Here is a 14,723-nt window from a genome sequence, read left to right on the forward strand (position 1 = left end):
CTTGCGGCCGCCGCGTCTTGCTGAATCCGGCTCACTCTTCCTCCTTCTCATCAGCCGGCGCCACACTACGCGCCCTGACGCGCCGACGAATCTCCGAATCGAGAATCAGTCGGCCGCGCAGCTTGCCCTTCATCCGCTTCACATAGCGTGGCGCTTCGGTCATGTGGACCACCATTAACTCGCGCACCTTTTCCACGTCACGTTCGCGCGCCGCTTTCGTGATCGCTTTGTGAATCTTCACGTTGGCGAGGCCGAAGCGTTCGTGTTCGACTTGCGGTGTGTCGTTACGAAACTCGATCAATTGCCGAATCATTTCGTTGATCAGTTCGCAACTGAAGCGCAGAAACGGATTCGGATTTGCCGCCGCGAGGATGTCGTGAAAATTCACGTCTTCCTGACGTTGCCGCACGATGTCCTGTCCGCCACGCGACGAAGCCGGTCGATCACAGCACGCAATGCTCGCGTCGAGTGCCTCGAAATCCTGCTCCGTCAGATGTGGCACCGCACCGGCCGCCAACTCCGGCTCCAGCAATTTACGCACGGTGTAAATGTCGTCGATCGAGACATCCTTGAAGAACAAGTAGTTCTGCAAGAGCTGTAACGTGCGGTCGAGTGGCACTTCGACCACCATGCCGCCGCCGCTTGGACCGGTGGTCACCTTGATGAGACCTTGTACCTCGAGCGACTTCAGCGCCTCGCGAATCGTGCTTTTGCTCACCGAAAAGAGCTGCTGCAGTTCCACCTCGCGCGGCAGGCGGTCACCCGGTTTCAGGTCCTTCTCCGTAATGAGCCGCTTGATCTCCTCGGCGACCAGATCGCCGCGCTTTTGCTGCTTGATCTCAATCGCGGCGCCAGCCCTGGCGCGGTCCATGGCCATTTTCGTGACTCCCTGTTTGTCCTGCATGCTCTTTCAACGGGCCCGTCGTGGCACGGAAAGCCGTACCGTCGCGGCCAGGAATTTTGCCTTATTGACACTCGAATTTATTGTACCTACGATCGAGTCCAACCTATTTATCATGATAAATAGAATAAAGTCGGCGTGATGGAAAACTTTCCGATGGCCAGCAAGCTTTCGCAGTCGTTCGCGCAGTCTTTCAGTTTCGCAGCCGGTCCGTGCGTGTCTTTTTCTTAAGGAGCGTCATTTTGAATCGCCGAAATATGTTGAAGCTGGCCGCATTGTCGGCCGTTCCGGGGACGTTGGGCTCGTTGGTTGCGCGTAGTGCTTTTGCGCAGGCCGGGGCTCTGCAGTTCGCCTGTCCGGTGCCGATGTCGGGCCCGTTCGCCGCGAACGGCAAGTACGCCGACCTCGGCATGAAACTCGCGATCGAACAGTACGGCAAGGTACTCGGCCAACCGCTTGCTTATACCGTGCTCGATACGGAAGGCAAGCCCGCGACAGCCGTGCGTCGCGTGCAGGAAATCGCGCAGCAGAAGAATGCGCGTTTCTTTGCCGGTGGCATTTTGTCCTCCGAAGCTTTGGCGATGGGCAAGGAAGTGCAGAAGGCCGGCGGCATCTTTATCACCACGGCAGGCGCAGACGAAATCACCGGGAAGGACTGCAACGACGCGACTTTCCGCTGGTCCGTGCCGACCTACGGTGCGATCGAACAGACCGTGCGCCCGCTGATTCAGATGATGCCGAAAGCAAAGCGCTGGTACACCATCACGCCGCAGTACGTATTCGGCGATGGTTTGCTATCGGCGGCCAAGGCGATTTTCAAAGAGAAGGGTATTGAGCATGTGGGCAATAGCTATCACTCGCTCAACGAGAAGGAATTCAGCGGTTATCTGACGAATGCGGTTGCTGCGAAGCCTGACGTACTGCTGATTCTCAACTTCGGGTCGCAATCGTCCGATACGTTGCGCCAGGCCGTGAGCTTCGGTATGAAGAACAATTGCACGATTCTGCTTGCGTGGGCCTCCGGCCTGGAGCAGTTCGAATCGCTCGGGGCAGACCTGTGCGAAGGCGTCTATTTCGGCGCACAGTATTGGCATGACATCGACTCGCCGCTCAATCGTGATCTCGTCAAACGCAGCAATGCCGCGTTCAAGGCCAATCCCAATTACAGCCTCGCGGGTTCTTACATCTGCACAAAGATCTTGCTCGACGGCATTGTGAAAGCGGGCACGGTCGATCCAAAGAAGGTGGCCGCGACGCTCGAGGGTATGAAGTATGACGGCTTGACCGGTCCGGAGGAAGTCCGCAAGGGCGACCATCAGGTGCTGAAGAACTACTATCTGTTGAAGGGCAAGGCGAAGAACAAGATGAAAAACGCCGACGACTACGCGGATATCGTGAGTTCCGGCCAGTCGTTCCTGCCGCTCGACAAGACCGGCTGCAAGATGACCTGATGCATCCGTGCCGCAATACTGCATACACTGTGGCACGCCCATTAGCGAAACCCCATCGCTAAACTCTTTAGACGGACGCCATGAACGTTTATCTCCTGCAGATCGTCAACGGCATCGGAGTGGGGATGCTGTATTTCCTGCTCGCGGTTGGGTTGTCCATCGTGTTCGGCTTGCTGCGCTTCGTGAATTTCGCGCACGGTGCGTTCTATCTGCTCGGCGCGTATTTCTGTTATCAAGCAATGCAGTGGTCGATGAATTTCTGGACTGCGCTCGTCGTCGTGCCGATCGTCGTCGGTGCGCTTGCGTGGGTTGTCGAGAAGCTGATCCTGCGGCACGTTTACGCACAACAGCACGAGTTTCATATTCTCGTGACGGTCGGCCTTGCTCTCGTCGTGCAGGAATGCGCGATTCTGATCTGGGGCCCGCTCGGCGACAATGTACCGGTTCCCGACATGCTGAACGGCGTGGTGATCTGGGGCAGCTTCGTGTATCCGAAGTACCGCCTGTTCGTGATCGGATTCACGGCCGTATTGGCTGCGCTGTTGTGGTGGGTGCTGGAAGGCACGCGGCTCGGTAGCGCGGTGCGCGCTGGCAGCGAATCGACGGAGATGGTGTCGCTGCTTGGCATCAACGTGACGCGCGTCTTCAGTCTGGTGTTTGCGCTGGGCGCCGCCACTGCCGCGTTGGCGGGTGTGCTCGCCGCACCGATTCGCGGCGTCGATCCGTTCATGGGTATCGAGGCGCTCAGCGTCGCATTCGTTGTGGTGGTGGTTGGCGGGATGGGCAATTTTCTGGGGGCGCTCGTCGGCGGATTGCTGGTTGGAATCGTGCAGAGCGTGATGAGTACGCTGTGGCCGGAGGGCGCGCGGTTGATGATCTATGTCGCGATGGCCGCGGTGCTGTTATTACGCCCGAATGGTCTGCTCGGGAGAGCGGCATGATCGATACCTCGAAACCTGGCGTGCAAGCCGCCTCTTCCCGGCCGGCTCAACGTAGCTTGAAACACGCGTTGCATCGCTATCGCTTCCTGTTGTTTGCGCTGCTGGTCGTGTGCGTGCTGCCTCTCACGCTACGCTCCGGATCGCTTGCTACGGAAGTGCTGGTGTTCGCGCTCGCCGCACTCGGTTGCAATCTGCTGCTCGGCCACACGGGCTTGCTCTCGTTCGGCCAGGGCATTTTCTTCGGGCTCGGCAGCTATTGCGCGGGCCTTGTCCTCACTAGAACGGCGATGCCGATACCCGTGGCACTCTTTGCCGCGATCGTGGCCGGCGGAGTTGCCGCTGCACTGGTCGGCTGGTTTTCGATCCGTCAGCGCGGCACGTACTTCGTGATGTTGACGCTCGCATTCGGGCAACTCTTCTACTTCCTCGCTTACACCACGCCCGATCTGACCGGTGGCGACAACGGCTTGCTCGACATCCCACGCCCGGCACTGGGGTTGTTCGGCAAAGCACTCGTGCCGTTGACCTCGCCGTGGCAGTACTACGGGTTCGTGGCCGTGCTGTTCCTCGTGGTGTTCTGGTTGCTAATGCGTGTCTCGCATTCGGTATTCGGCCGCACGCTGCTGGCGATCCGCGACAACGAGGCGCGCGCGGCCGCGGTCGGCTACGACGTCAAACGTTTCAAGCTCATGGCGTTCGTGATCTCTGGCGCGGTGACGGGCCTCGCTGGTGCGTTGCATGCACTGATGACCGGTATCGCGCCGCTGTCCAACATTGATTACCACACGAGCGAGATGATTCTCGTGATGACCGTGATCGGCGGGACCGGCAATCTGTTCGCGTCGGTGCTAGGCGCGGCGTTCTATGTGCTGTTCGCCGATTGGCTGTCCACGCTGTGGCCGCGCTGGCTGTTGCTGCTCGGCATCGTGCTGATCGCCGTTAGCCTTTTCATGCAGCGCGGGCTATGGGGTTTGGGCGAACGAATCTGGCAAGCACTGCGGCGCAAAGCATCCGTCGATGCTGACAACGATACCGGTGACCGCGCAGCCAGGGAGCGCGTATGAGCGAAGCGATTCTGCAAGCGAGCGGTGTGGTGAAGCGGTATGGCAAATTCACGGCGCTCTCCGAAGTCAATCTGCGCGTCATGCCACGTACCGTGCATTCGGTGATCGGTCCAAATGGCGCGGGCAAAACGACGCTGTTTCACGTGTTGACAGGCACGTTGCCCATTACCGAAGGGAAGATCATCTTCGACGGCCATGACGTGACGCGCGAACCCGATCATAAACGCGTGCGCCGCGGCGTCGCGCGTTCGTTTCAGGTGACGAGCCTGTTCGCCAATCTAAGCGTGCGCGAGAATCTGCGGCTCGCCGCGCAAGGTGTCGACGCGGTGCGTGCGTTGAACGCGTGGACGCCGCCGCATGGCGCGCTCACCCATGCGGATACTGTCGACGGTGTGCTTGAACGCCTAGCATTGCAGCGCTTTAGCGAGGTGCCTGCGGGCGCGCTGTCGCATGGTCAGCAGCGGCGGCTTGAGGTCGGCATGGCGCTCGCTGCGCGGCCCAAGGCGATCTTTCTGGATGAACCGACTTCCGGCATGGGCATCGACGACCTCGAGGACATGAAGCAACTGATCCGTGGCCTGCGCGACGATTACACCGTCGTGCTGATCGAACACAACATGGGCATTGTGATGGACATCTCGGACACGATCACCGTCATGCAGCAAGGGCGCGTGCTGGTGGAAGGACGCCCGGACGATATTCGCGGCGACGAGCGTGTACGCAGCGCCTATCTCGGCAACATGATCACCGGAGGCCGTGCATGATTCTCGACGTGCAGCAGATTCACGGCTTCTACGGTAAGAGTCACATCCTGCAAGGTGTGTCCCTGCAAATCAACGATGGCGAGACGGTCACATTGTTAGGCCGTAACGGCGCCGGTAAGTCGACCACGCTCAAGGCCATTGCCGGTGTGATCGCGCCACAGCAAGGTACGGTGACATTTAACGGCAATGCAATTGCCGGCATGCCGTCGCACAAGATCGCTTCGCGCGGCGTGTGCTTCGTGCCCGAACATCGCGGCGTCTTTCGTCTGTTGACTGTCGAAGAAAATCTGCGGCTCGGCGCGCGCAAGGATTCACCCTGGCAACTCGACGATATCTACCGAATCTTCCCGCGCCTGAAAGAGCGGCGTACGAACGGTGGCGCGCAACTCTCCGGCGGCGAACAGCAGATGCTCGCGATCGGTCGCGCGTTGATGAATCATCCGCGACTGTTGATGCTCGACGAACCGGTTGAAGGTCTCGCACCGGTGATCGTCGAAGAGATCGTCGCACAACTCAAGTTGATTCGTGAAGCGGGCGTCGCGATTCTGCTGGTCGAGCAGAACCTGGAAGTCTGCACGCAACTTGCGGATCGCCACTACATCATCGAACAGGGCGTGATCGTCTACGAAGGCAGCAACGCTTCGTTCGCCGCCGACGATTCGATCAAGGACCGTTATCTCGGCGTCGGCGTCGTCTGACGCGTACGCAGTCTTCACTAAGAGGAAGCATCGATGCAAGTTCATGAATCAACAACCGCCGGGACGCTCGCTGATCTGCGTATCGACGGCGGGCGGCTCTGGGACAGTCTCATGCAACTCGCGCAAATCGGCGCGACGGATAAAGGCGGTGTGTGCCGGCTCGCGTTGACCGAACTGGACCGTAAGGCGCGCGACCTATTTAAAGCGTGGGCGAAGGAGATTGGCTGCAGCGTGCGAATTGACGCGATCGGCAATATCTTCGCGCGTCGCGCGGGTTTGCGTGACGACCTGCCGCCGGTGATGACCGGCAGCCACATCGATACGCAGCCCACGGGCGGTAAATTCGACGGCAATTACGGCGTGCTGGCCGGTCTCGAAGTGTTGCGCACGCTGGCCGACGCCAATGTGCGGACGCTCGCGCCGCTGGAAGTCGCGGTATGGACCAATGAAGAAGGCTCGCGTTTCGTGCCGGTGATGATGGGCTCAGGCGTGTTCACGGGTGCGTTCACGTTGGAGCACGCGCTCGAACAGCGCGATCGCGAGGGCATTTCGGTGCGCGACGCACTCGCGTCAATCGGTTATACGGGCGAAAACGGCAAGCCCCATGCAGTCGGCGCGTACTTTGAAGCGCATATCGAACAGGGGCCCGTGCTGGAGGCGCATGACGTGACGATTGGCGTCGTACAGGGCGCGTTAGGTCAACGCTGGTACGACGTGACGGTGCACGGCATGGAGGCGCACGCGGGCCCCACGCCGATGGAGCTGCGCCGCGACGCGTTGCTCGTCGCGGCGGATCTGATTCATGCGGTGAATCGCATTGCCCTCGATCACGCGCCGCATGGACGCGGGACGGTCGGCTGGCTCGACGTGCATCCGAATTCGCGCAACGTGATTCCTGGCCGCGTCACCCTCACGGTCGATCTGCGGGCAGCCGACGATGCCTCGCTCTCTGAGATGGATGCCGCGCTACGCGCTGTTTGCGCGGCCGCGGGTAAGCAGGCAGGCATCACCGTCGACGTCGAACAAGTGGTGTATTTCCCACCCCAACCGTTTGCGGCGGATCTGGTCGCCGCAGTTCAGCGCGGTGCGGACACGTTCGGTTTTTCGTCGATGGATGTCATCAGCGGCGCCGGCCACGACGCCGTCTACCTCGCGCGTGTGGCGCCGGCCGCCATGATCTTTGTGCCGTGCAAGGACGGCATTAGCCATAACGAAATCGAAGATGCGCGTGCGGATCACCTGGAAGCCGGCTGCAACGTTCTGTTGCAGGCCATGCTGAACGCCGCACAAACGGCAGGGAGCACGCAGGTATGAAGATCCTGATTGCAAGGATGAATCACGAGACGAACACGTTCTCGCCGGTGGCCACGCCGCTTGCAGCGTTCGGCCGCAACGGCCCGACCTACGGCGAAGATGCGTTCAAGGAAAACAAGGGCATGCAGACGGCAATGGCCGCGTTCATCGACGCAGCCGAGCGCGAGCATGCCGGGATCGTGACGCCCATTTCCGCATCGGCGAATCCGAGCGGCCGGGTCGAGGCCGCCGCTTATGACGCGATCTGCGACGCGATCGTTGCGGCCGCAACAGGTTGCGATGCCGTGATGCTCGACCTGCACGGCGCGATGGTCGCCGAGAATTCGAACGACGGTGAGGGCGATCTGCTCGAACGCGTACGCGCCGCATTGCCTGATGCACCTATTGCGGTTGCACTCGATTTGCATGGCAACGTCACGCAAAAGATGATCGATAACGCCGACGTGATCGTCAGTTTCAAAACTTATCCACATGTCGATATGTACGAGACTGGCGCGCATGCGGCGCGTCTGATGTTCGACCTGGTCCACGGCAACGCGAAGCCGGTGATCGCGTGGCGCCAACCGCCGTTGCTCACGCATACGCTGCGCAGTGCGACGGCCGAAGGCGCGATGAAACGTGCCGTGGACGCCGCACGCGCAGCAGAGGCCAATGGCATGCTCGCGGTGTCGGTGCTGTCCGGTTTCTCGCTAGCCGATATCGAGGCGCCGTGTATCAGCATCGTCGTGGTGGCGAACGGTGAGCGTGAGCAGGCGGAAGCGGTGGCGGAACGCATCGCGCGGCAGATATGGAACGAGCGCGAGGATTTCGTTTATCGCAGCGCGCCGCTGGCGGAGTCGGTGGCGCAGGCCGCAGCGTTTGCGCAGGGCGCCGACAAACCGGTGCTGTTGCTCGATCATGGCGACAACTGCATGTCGGGCGGCACGTGCGACACGATGGATCTGCTGGACGAAGCGCTCAAGCAGAAGCTCGAAGGGATCGTCAGTGGGCCGTTGTGCGATCCGCAAGCCGTCGCGGCACTGATGGCGGCGGGCGTCGGCAGCACGGTGACGGTGACGATCGGCAACAAGGTCTCAGGCAGCGCGGTGACCCCGCAGCCACCGGTTGCCGTGACCGGTGTGGTGCGTGCGCTGACCGATGGCGAATACATCATCAGCGGCCCGACCTACACAGGTCAGCGTGCGTTCATGGGGCGCGCGGCGGTACTCGACACCGGCACGGTCAAGCTCGTGATGACCGAGCGCACGCACGAACCATGGGATCTCGGCGTATTCGAGAGCGTCGGCATCGATCCGCGCCGTGCGCGTTTCCTGTTGCTCAAATCGCGCATGTACTGCCGCCCGGTCTTTGTGCCGATCGCCGCAGCGTTGGTGGAGTGCGATAGCCGCGGCGTGACGAGTTCGGATTACGGGCTGTTCAAGTTCAAACACGTGAGGCGGCCGGTTTTTCCGCTGGATACGCAGACCGAGTGGGCGTCGACGAACTGAAGCGAGTTGCTTGAGGAACCGCGCGGCGAACCCAATGAACCCCCGCTCGCAAACATACTTGCTGTGTGGGACTTGTGCGTCGCTCCCGGAGTCTCTATAATTCGCGCCTCTAAAGGCTCGTAGCTCAGTTGGTTAGAGCACCACCTTGACATGGTGGGGGTCGTTGGTTCGAATCCAATCGAGCCTACCAACGCATAGTGACGCAGACGAAAGCGGTTCAGCTTTCGTCTGCTGTCATGTTCTTGCTTCCTAGGCGCACATTGTCATCGTGCGACCGTCCCGCCAGTCTCTCCCCTCCGTATTGCTTGTATTTCGCCACAGCTTGACTCGTTCGCGATGTCTTCGCGCGCTCGCTGCATGTCGATGCATTTTCACTAGCGCATGGCGGTCACGCATGCCGGGGCATTTGCGTAAGTACTGCCGCCGCTTCACGTCGCATTCTTCCAATGCTTGGTACAGTTGAGCCTTCAGGTTTCGCAACTGCATAAACTGCCGTGAGCTCGCGACATAGCGCCGGCAGCTTAATAGGATGCTGACACAATGAAGAAGCTCATCAACGACGTCTCCGCAGTCGTCCCCGACATGCTCGACGGACTCGCGGCGCTCAATCCCAATCTCTTGTTGTTGCAAGGCAGCACGATTGTCGTGCGCGCCGACGCCGAGGCTGTTGCCGCGCGCGGAGAAGTCGCGTTGATCTCGGGTGGCGGCTCGGGCCACGAACCGGCTCATGGCGGCTACGTAGGTCATGGCATGCTGAGTGCAGCGGTAGCGGGCGAGGTGTTCACGTCGCCCTCCACGGACGCCGTGCTCGACGCGATCCGCGCGGTAGCCGGTGTCGCGGGTGTTCTGCTGATCGTGAAGAACTACACGGGCGACCGCTTCAACTTCGGCCTCGCTGCCGAGATCGCACGCACGGAAGGCATCCCCACAGAAATGGTGATCGTCGCCGACGACGTCGCCTTGACGGCGAGCGGTGACCACGCGGGCCGTCGCGGGCTCGCGGGGACCGTGCTGGTTCACAAGATTGCCGGCGCGGTCGCCGCAGCAGGACGTCCATTGACCGAGGTTGCACAGATTGCGCGCGACGTGGCCGCCTCGCTCGGCACAATGGGCGTCGCGCTCACGCCGTGCACGGTGCCGGCCGCAGGCAAGCCGGGCTTCGAGCTGGCCGATGGCGAAATCGAATGGGGCCTCGGCATTCATGGCGAACCCGGTGTGGAGCGCGGCGCGCTGGAACCCGCCGACGCCATCGTCGAAAGACTGCTGGCGAAGATCGTCGACGACTTGTCGTTGCAACCTGGCGCGCGGGTGGCTTTGCTGGTGAACAATCTCGGCGGCACGCCTGCCAGCGAATTGAGCATCGTGGCCGGGTCTGCGCTTCGTTATCTGGGGGCACACGGCATCCATGTCGAACGTGCGTGGGCCGGTACATTCCTGAGCGCGCTCGAGATGTCGGGCGTCTCGTTGACATTGCTGCGCGTGGACGACGAGCGGCTCGGCTGGCTCGACGCCGCCGCGCACACCAGCGCATGGCCCGCGCTGAGCGGGCGCGTCGCGCAGGTTTCTGTGCGGCCCGCACCTGCTACGCCCGATCGTACAAACGGCGCGACACTCACGCGGGAGGCAACTCTGCGCCACGTGATCGAAGCCGTTTGCGCGTGCCTGCTCGAAGCCGAACCCACCTTGACCGACATGGATCAACGCGTCGGCGATGGCGACCTCGGTATCAGTCTGTCACGCGGGGCGCGTGGCATTCTCCATGAACTCGATACCTATCCTGCGGAAACAACACCGGGCGCCGTGTTGCGCAGTATGTCCGCAACAGTCCGGCGCGTGGTCGGCGGCACGTCGGGCCCGCTTTACGCAGTGATGTTGTTGCGCGCCGCGGTCGCGCTCGAACAATCGGGTGGATCGTCGGCGAGGGTGTGGTCGGCGGCGTTTAGTGATGGCGTCGCTGGATTGATGGATTTAGGCGGTGCGCATCCGGGCGATCGCACGATGGTCGACGCGCTGAAACCCGCCGCCGATGCATTGCACGCTGCGCTCGCCAAGTCAGAAGACGGGCTTGACGCGGTATTGAAAGCAGCGGTCGATGCTGCAACCGAAGGCGCGGCGCAAACAGCATTGATGCATCCGCGGCGCGGACGGTCGAGTTATGTTGGCGATCGCGTGCTCGGTTATGCGGACCCGGGTGCGCATGCCGTGGCGTTGTGGCTCGCTGCGATTCGCGCGGCGCTGGCTGATTGAGCGGCTAAATCGCTAGCCGAGCACCGAGCACCGACAACCACGGCCGCAAAAACATGCAAAAGCCCGTACGACTAACGCCGGGCCCACGCGCATACGCCTAACTCAAAGACAGCACTCGCCATCGAAATACGCCTTGCGCCAGCGCGTGATCGTCACGCGCTCGAACAAGTCGACCAGAGAAAATGGATCGGCGGCAATAAACTTTTCAGCTTCCTCGCGCGTTTCCAGATCGACGACATACACGCCGCCGCCCGCGCCGCTACCGTCGTCGTTCAGCTTTGCGCCGCAGGCGAGCAGCAGCGCCTTGTTCTTTTCCAGAAACGCCAGGTGCGTCTCGCGCTCGCGCGTGCGGACGTCGGCGTGACCGGGCTTGTCGAAAGTTTCGATGATATAGGGCATGCGTGTTCCTTTCAGTTCGGCGCGATAGCGGACGGATGCTGCGCGAGCGGCGTAACGTTGACAACCATATACGGAAACAGCGGCAGCGAACTGAGCAGCGTATGCAGCTCGTCGTTCGACTCGACGTCAAACACACTGTAATTCGCGTACTGTCCGGCCACGCGCCAAAGATGACGCCACGTGCCCTCATGTTGCAGCTTCTGCGAAAACGCCTTCTCTTCGGCCTTCAGGCGATCAGTGAGTGCCTTATCGGCGTCGGCAGGAATCTGAACCTGCATATGAACGAGATACAGCATTCGAACTTCTCCATCGAATGAATAGACCGCCTTGCGGCGGCCGCATGTTTGCTCAACCCCAGGCGAGAATCGCCACGGTGTACACGATGCCGATCCAGAACATCATGATGACCGTATAGCCCATGATGTCCTTCAGTTTCAGCTTCGACAGCGCGAGCGCCGGCAGGATCCAGAACGGCTGCACCAGATCGTTCCATGCGTTGCCGAGCATCACGGCGGTCGCGGTATGTGCCACCGATGCGCCAATCGACTTGGCCGCCTCGATCATGAACGGCCCTTGAATCACCCAGTGACCGCCGCCCGAAGGTGCGAAGAAATTGATGAAAAACGAACTGATCAAGCCCCAGAACGGCAACGTCGCAGGCGTCGCGATCTTGACGAAGAAATGCGAGAACGTGTTGACCAGGCCTGAAGACGCCATGATCGCCATGATGCCCGCATAAAACGGATACTGCAGGATGATGCCGCCGATCGTGCGAATGCCTTCGTTCAGCTTCTCGACATAGCGAATCGGCGTGCCCAGCAGGATGATGCCCAGAAACAGAATGATGAAGTTGATCAGGTTCAGGTCCATGGAACCGCCGCCGTGGAAGTACAGCACCACGTAGACCACGCCGATGGCGCCGATCAGGTAACTCAGCAGGCGGCTGTTGTTCAGGCGATTGGCAATCGTGTTGCTTTCGTCGACATCCACTGCCGGTGCCATTGCTTTGGGCGCGTCGTTCAACGCACGGTCGATCTCCGTAACCGGCTGGCCCGGCTTGGGATGCAGCCAGGCATTCAGCAGCGGCAGTGTGATGATGACGACGAGGCTCGTGATCAGCATCGCAGGCGAGAAAATCGTTTCCGACAGCGGAATCACACCCATCTGCGCTTCCATCGGGTGACCCTTGGTGGAGATCAGCACCGGAATACTCGCCGACAAACCGAGACCGTACATCGTAAAGCCGCTATAGGCCGACGCGATGATCAGTGGGTAATGCACGCCTTTGATGCTCATCGCCAGCTTGCGCGCAACGATCCCACCGATCACCAGACCGAAGCCCCAGTTCAGGTAGCTGCCGATACCGCCAACGAGCGTCGCGACGATCACCGCCATGCGCGGATCGTGCACCCGAGCGACGAGTCGATCGAGAAAGCGTTCGGTGAGCGGTGCGGTGGCGAGCACATAGCCCATCGCGAGAATCACAGCCATTTGCGTCGTAAACGCGAGCAGCGCCCAGAAGCCTTTACCCCAACTCAGCGTGAGCGCGCTCACCGCCTGGCCTTGAACCAGCACGGCGAGAATCATCGTGAGCAGGGTGAGGCCGATGGCGAAGACGAACGGATCGGGCAGATACTTGCGCATCAGCTCCGTGAAGAAAGCGGTAATTTTCTGCATGTGACTGTCTCTAGCTTTGGTCGAATAGTATTTATCGGGTCATGCGGCGGGTACGACGGATACAGTGGATGAATCCGGATGTGACTTATGAATCGTTTTGAGCGGAGTCCTTGCGATAGCGGGCCAGCCTCATCAATGCGCGGTCACGCCACGCAACGCGTTGTTCCCACTGTTCGAGCGGCAACGCGCTGCGTCGCGCGGCTTCCACGCCGGCGACGAGTTCCGGCGTCCACGGATCGTTCTGGCCGCGCTCCGCGCCCATGCGCGCATACGACGGTCCCATCTTCTGCGCATGCGAAGCGATGCCGCCGCGCGTATTCAGATCGGCGGTTTCGAACGGCCCGATCACCGACCAGCGCAACCCCAGTCCTTCGCGTACGACGGTATCGACGTCGTCCACTGACGCAACGCCGTCGCGCACGAGGCAATACGCTTCGCGCAATAACGCGCCTTGCAGCCGGTTGAAGATGAAACCTTCCACTTCTTTCGCGACGCGCACCGGCTTGAGGCCGGCCTCGGTGAAGAGGCCGATTGCACGGATAACGGCGTCGTCATTGGTAAAGGGCGCGGGCACGATTTCAACGACGGGAATCAGATACGGCGGATTGCCCGGATGAGCGACGAGGCACCGGCCACGACCCGGCAGTGTTTCATCGACAAAGCGTGAAGTCGCCAGAAACGACGACGCGCTCGCCAGAATCGCTTGCGGCGGCGCAGCGCGATCGAGTTCGATGAACAACTCACGTTTAATTTCTTCACGCTCCGGTGCGCATTCCTGCACGAGATCGGCGTCAGCCGCTGCTTCTTCTAAAGTCGCGACGATTTCAACGCGTGCTGCTACATCGTGGGGGGATTCGTCGAGCAGACCGAAGCGCGTCAACTCGATAAGCCGTTGCATGACTTCGGCCTGCGCAAGTTCACGCCGCTCGGCCGCTGGATCGAATAGACGCACTTGCCAGCCGGCCCGCGCGAATACCACGGCGAAGGCAATGCCGATACTCCCACCACCGATAATTCCCACACGCCGCGTAGCCTGTGCGTCCATGCTCAGACTCCCGCGACGCCGACAGTCATACCGCCGCACACGTACAACACCTGGCCCGTGACGAACCCGCTGCGTGCATCGAGCAGATAGGACGCGGCATGCGCGACGTCTTCCGGCGTTCCCACACGCTTGACCGGCACGCTGTCGATGATCGCGCGCGTGCGCGGTGCATCCGGTGGATTCGCGCGATCGAACAGTTCAGTGCGGATCGGGCCCGGACCGATCGCATTGGCGGTGACGCCGAACGCGCCGAGTTCGAGCGCCCACACACGCGTCATGCCGATCAGTGCGGCTTTGGTTGCCGAATAGGCGGTGCGCAATTCCTTGCCGAGCGCCGCGCGCGACGACATATTCACGATGCGACCGAACCCCGCTGCCTTCATGCCCGGCAACAACGCCTGCATGCATTGCAGCGAACAGCGCACGTTGAGCGCCCACGCGCGTTCGAGTTCTTCGAGCGATTGCTCTTCCGCAGTCGCTGGCATCACGACGCCGACGTTGTTCACGAGACGCGTGATCGGACCGTTTTCGAGTGCGCGTTCGAGCGCCGCCGCTGTTGCCTGCGGGTCCGACAGATCGGCAATCAGTCCATTGCCGACGCGATCGATCACGACCACGTCGTAACCATCCGTCTTGCAACGCTCAGCGCATGCCGCGCCGATGCCGGCAGCGCCGCCGGTAATCAAAACTCGTTCTTTGGCCATGTTTCGGATTCAGGGTAATAAAAGAGGAAAG

At 61.0% G+C, this 14,723-nt stretch carries 14 protein-coding genes and 1 tRNA gene; 9 read left to right on the plus strand and 6 right to left on the minus strand.

Annotated features, from left to right (window positions below; genetic code table 11):
* Nucleotides 1-31: 31 nt before the first annotated feature.
* Entirely contained in the window at nt 32-877 is an 846-nt protein-coding gene (locus ACUN0E_RS07780) for a FadR/GntR family transcriptional regulator (RefSeq protein ID WP_445570398.1), read from the minus strand.
* A 266-nt stretch (nt 878-1,143) separates the two neighbouring features.
* On the opposite strand from ACUN0E_RS07780, the gene ACUN0E_RS07785 reads away from it, so the two are divergent.
* The 9 genes from ACUN0E_RS07785 (at nt 1,144) to dhaK (ending at nt 10,867) form a co-directional block, all read left to right on the plus strand.
* Nucleotides 1,144-2,352 (plus strand): ABC transporter substrate-binding protein, encoded by a 1,209-nt coding sequence (locus ACUN0E_RS07785; protein WP_408521112.1) that lies wholly within the window; start codon nt 1,144-1,146, stop codon nt 2,350-2,352.
* An 80-nt stretch (nt 2,353-2,432) separates the two neighbouring features.
* Nucleotides 2,433-3,293, plus strand: coding sequence for a branched-chain amino acid ABC transporter permease (locus tag ACUN0E_RS07790; RefSeq protein WP_408240199.1), 861 nt, complete (start codon nt 2,433-2,435; stop codon nt 3,291-3,293).
* Nucleotides 3,290-4,357 carry a branched-chain amino acid ABC transporter permease gene (locus ACUN0E_RS07795; RefSeq protein WP_445566179.1) on the plus strand — a complete coding sequence of 356 codons (1,068 nt, stop codon included), beginning with the start codon at nt 3,290-3,292 and terminating at the stop codon, nt 4,355-4,357. The genes ACUN0E_RS07790 and ACUN0E_RS07795 overlap by 4 nt, the downstream gene beginning before the upstream one ends.
* Nucleotides 4,354-5,121: an ABC transporter ATP-binding protein gene (locus tag ACUN0E_RS07800; protein ID WP_408240203.1), complete on the plus strand. Its 768-nt coding sequence runs from the start codon at nt 4,354-4,356 to the stop codon at nt 5,119-5,121. The genes ACUN0E_RS07795 and ACUN0E_RS07800 overlap by 4 nt, the downstream gene beginning before the upstream one ends.
* A complete protein-coding gene (locus ACUN0E_RS07805) occupies nt 5,118-5,819 on the plus strand; it encodes an ABC transporter ATP-binding protein (RefSeq protein ID WP_445566180.1) in 702 nt (233 codons plus the stop codon). Before ACUN0E_RS07800 ends, ACUN0E_RS07805 begins: the two co-directional genes overlap by 4 nt.
* Before the next feature lie 33 nt (nt 5,820-5,852).
* Nucleotides 5,853-7,133 carry a Zn-dependent hydrolase gene (locus tag ACUN0E_RS07810; RefSeq protein ID WP_445566181.1) on the plus strand — a complete coding sequence of 427 codons (1,281 nt, stop codon included), beginning with the start codon at nt 5,853-5,855 and terminating at the stop codon, nt 7,131-7,133.
* Nucleotides 7,130-8,620 carry a M81 family metallopeptidase gene (locus tag ACUN0E_RS07815; RefSeq protein ID WP_445566182.1) on the plus strand — a complete coding sequence of 497 codons (1,491 nt, stop codon included), beginning with the start codon at nt 7,130-7,132 and terminating at the stop codon, nt 8,618-8,620. The genes ACUN0E_RS07810 and ACUN0E_RS07815 overlap by 4 nt, the downstream gene beginning before the upstream one ends.
* A gap of 113 nt (nt 8,621-8,733) precedes the next feature.
* Nucleotides 8,734-8,810, plus strand: a tRNA-Val gene (locus ACUN0E_RS07820).
* 350 nt (nt 8,811-9,160) lie between these two features.
* Nucleotides 9,161-10,867, plus strand: coding sequence for a dihydroxyacetone kinase subunit DhaK (gene dhaK / locus ACUN0E_RS07825; RefSeq protein ID WP_445566183.1), 1,707 nt, complete (start codon nt 9,161-9,163; stop codon nt 10,865-10,867).
* 102 nt (nt 10,868-10,969) lie between these two features.
* Here the strand turns inward: dhaK and ACUN0E_RS07830 are convergent, their stop codons facing one another.
* From ACUN0E_RS07830 to ACUN0E_RS07850, 5 genes are all read right to left on the minus strand, one after another.
* A complete protein-coding gene (locus ACUN0E_RS07830; protein ID WP_325046042.1) occupies nt 10,970-11,266 on the minus strand; it encodes a YciI family protein in 297 nt (98 codons plus the stop codon).
* Between the two features lie 11 nt (nt 11,267-11,277).
* Complete coding sequence (gene catC / locus ACUN0E_RS07835; protein WP_408240218.1) at nt 11,278-11,562, minus strand: muconolactone Delta-isomerase; 285 nt, start codon at nt 11,560-11,562, stop codon at nt 11,278-11,280.
* A 52-nt stretch (nt 11,563-11,614) separates the two neighbouring features.
* Nucleotides 11,615-12,943, minus strand: a complete 1,329-nt coding sequence (locus ACUN0E_RS07840) for a short-chain fatty acid transporter (protein ID WP_408240221.1) — start codon at nt 12,941-12,943, stop codon at nt 11,615-11,617.
* 85 nt (nt 12,944-13,028) lie between these two features.
* Entirely contained in the window at nt 13,029-13,988 is a 960-nt protein-coding gene (locus ACUN0E_RS07845; RefSeq protein WP_445566184.1) for a 3-hydroxyacyl-CoA dehydrogenase, read from the minus strand.
* A 2-nt stretch (nt 13,989-13,990) separates the two neighbouring features.
* Nucleotides 13,991-14,692, minus strand: a complete 702-nt coding sequence (locus ACUN0E_RS07850; protein ID WP_408240227.1) for an SDR family oxidoreductase — start codon at nt 14,690-14,692, stop codon at nt 13,991-13,993.
* Between the last annotated feature and the right edge of the window lie 31 nt (nt 14,693-14,723).

The sequence above is a fragment of the Paraburkholderia sp. D1E genome (assembly GCF_052682275.1).

What these genes read in the sequence shown, in the direction of transcription:
- ACUN0E_RS07780 (WP_445570398.1), bottom strand. Translation starts at nt 877, where the DNA reads ATGGCCATGGACCGCGCCAGGGCTGGCGCCGCGATTGAGATCAAGCAG.
- ACUN0E_RS07790 (WP_408240199.1), top strand. Translation starts at nt 2,433, where the DNA reads ATGAACGTTTATCTCCTGCAGATCGTCAACGGCATCGGAGTGGGGATG.
- ACUN0E_RS07795 (WP_445566179.1), top strand. Translation starts at nt 3,290, where the DNA reads ATGATCGATACCTCGAAACCTGGCGTGCAAGCCGCCTCTTCCCGGCCG.
- ACUN0E_RS07800 (WP_408240203.1), top strand. Translation starts at nt 4,354, where the DNA reads ATGAGCGAAGCGATTCTGCAAGCGAGCGGTGTGGTGAAGCGGTATGGC.
- ACUN0E_RS07805 (WP_445566180.1), top strand. Translation starts at nt 5,118, where the DNA reads ATGATTCTCGACGTGCAGCAGATTCACGGCTTCTACGGTAAGAGTCAC.
- ACUN0E_RS07810 (WP_445566181.1), top strand. Translation starts at nt 5,853, where the DNA reads ATGCAAGTTCATGAATCAACAACCGCCGGGACGCTCGCTGATCTGCGT.
- ACUN0E_RS07815 (WP_445566182.1), top strand. Translation starts at nt 7,130, where the DNA reads ATGAAGATCCTGATTGCAAGGATGAATCACGAGACGAACACGTTCTCG.
- dhaK (WP_445566183.1), top strand. Translation starts at nt 9,161, where the DNA reads ATGAAGAAGCTCATCAACGACGTCTCCGCAGTCGTCCCCGACATGCTC.
- ACUN0E_RS07830 (WP_325046042.1), bottom strand. Translation starts at nt 11,266, where the DNA reads ATGCCCTATATCATCGAAACTTTCGACAAGCCCGGTCACGCCGACGTC.
- catC (WP_408240218.1), bottom strand. Translation starts at nt 11,562, where the DNA reads ATGCTGTATCTCGTTCATATGCAGGTTCAGATTCCTGCCGACGCCGAT.
- ACUN0E_RS07840 (WP_408240221.1), bottom strand. Translation starts at nt 12,943, where the DNA reads ATGCAGAAAATTACCGCTTTCTTCACGGAGCTGATGCGCAAGTATCTG.
- ACUN0E_RS07845 (WP_445566184.1), bottom strand. Translation starts at nt 13,988, where the DNA reads ATGGACGCACAGGCTACGCGGCGTGTGGGAATTATCGGTGGTGGGAGT.
- ACUN0E_RS07850 (WP_408240227.1), bottom strand. Translation starts at nt 14,692, where the DNA reads ATGGCCAAAGAACGAGTTTTGATTACCGGCGGCGCTGCCGGCATCGGC.